The sequence below is a fragment of the Arsenophonus nasoniae DSM 15247 genome (genome assembly GCF_000429565.1).
In the GTDB taxonomy this organism is placed as follows: domain Bacteria; phylum Pseudomonadota; class Gammaproteobacteria; order Enterobacterales; family Enterobacteriaceae; genus Arsenophonus; species Arsenophonus nasoniae.
In genome coordinates this window covers 1-1,411 of the sequence record NZ_AUCC01000237.1, presented here as the reverse complement: position 1 = coordinate 1,411, position 1,411 = coordinate 1, and the positions used below count along the sequence as shown (strand labels likewise).

Annotated in this window: 1 protein-coding gene; it reads left to right on the top strand. The window is 38.1% G+C overall.

Annotated elements, in window-relative coordinates:
- A partial coding sequence (locus G468_RS21955) for a DNA primase family protein (protein ID WP_248604906.1) occupies positions 1-1,377 on the top strand: 1,377 nt, incomplete at its 5' end.
- Positions 1,378-1,411 lie beyond the last annotated feature (34 nt).

The window sequence follows — 1,411 nt, the reverse complement described above, 5'->3', positions numbered from 1 at the left end:
ATCATTATTGCGGCGGATAATGATGTTAAGCCCGATGAAGCCAATATTGGCAAGATTAAAGCGGAGAAAACCGCAAAAGTGGTTAATGGTTGGGTGACATTACCGCCAACCAAGGAGAAGGCTGATTGGGATGATTACCGTCAAAAACATGGGATTGAGGCAACAAAACAGGCGTTTATAGAGGGGGTGTACAAATTAAGCGAAAATAATATGAAAACGAATAAAATTTTAGTTAATTGTGATAAGAAACTGAGTATTGATACGGATACAGATATCGCACAATTAGCACCCAATCAGTTAGCTAAATTGTTAATTTCTCGTTATGGTAGGCTTGCTGTAAATATGGAATCATCAACGATATATAACTACAATGGGATAATATGGCAGCCGATAAAAGATAGTGAATTATCTCGTGAAATGGCTAATTTCTTCACTGAAAATAACACTCATTTTAGTATGAGAAGAATTAATGGCGTGATTGATGTATTAAAAGTCATTGCTGAACCGATAAGAGAAAGAGATCTTGATGTTATTGGATTTGCTAACGGTGTGTTAAATACAAAAAACCATAAGTTTAGTCCCCATAATCCTGATGATTGGCTATTACATGAAAATGGGATCACCTACACCGAAGCGGTAGAAGGTGAGACATTAGAAGCAAATGCCCCCAATTATACAAAATGGTTAAATCATGTATCAGGCGGTAATGCTGATAAAGCCAGACGGATAAAAGCCGGTTTATATATGGTGCTGGCTAATCGTTATGACTGGCAACTGTTTATTGAAGTAACAGGCGTAGGCGGAAGCGGTAAAAGTGTCTTTATGCATATTGCTGAATTTCTGACAGGAAAACACAACACTTCGAGTGGAGAACTTAAATCTCTTGATGATGCAAGAGGAAGAGCGCAATTTGTTGGCAAAAAGCTGATATTACTTCCTGATCAACGAAAATATAGCGGTGATGGTGAAGGATTAAAAGCCATTACAGGTGGTGATGATGTTGGAATTGACCCAAAATACGAGAAACAGTTCTCAATGGTGATGAAGTCTGTCGTGATTATAACAGGCAATCGTCCCATGCAATTTACAGAGCGTCATAACGGCATAGCCAGGAGGCGAGTCATATTTCATTTTAATGAATCAGTTCCTGACAAAGATAAAGATAAAAAACTGACAGAGAAAATAGAAGCGGAGATCCCTGTTATTATTCGAGACTTATTGCTTGAATTTACACAACCAGAGAAAGCCTATCAGTTATTACTTGAACAAAGAGACTCAGGCGAAGCAACCGAGGTTAAACGGGAGAGTGATCCTCTCATCGATTTCTGTGCTTATCTTATTGCAATGGAAGCGGCAAGCGGTATTGTAGTGGTCTAATAAAACTGTAGAGATTTATAGCTTATAATTAAGC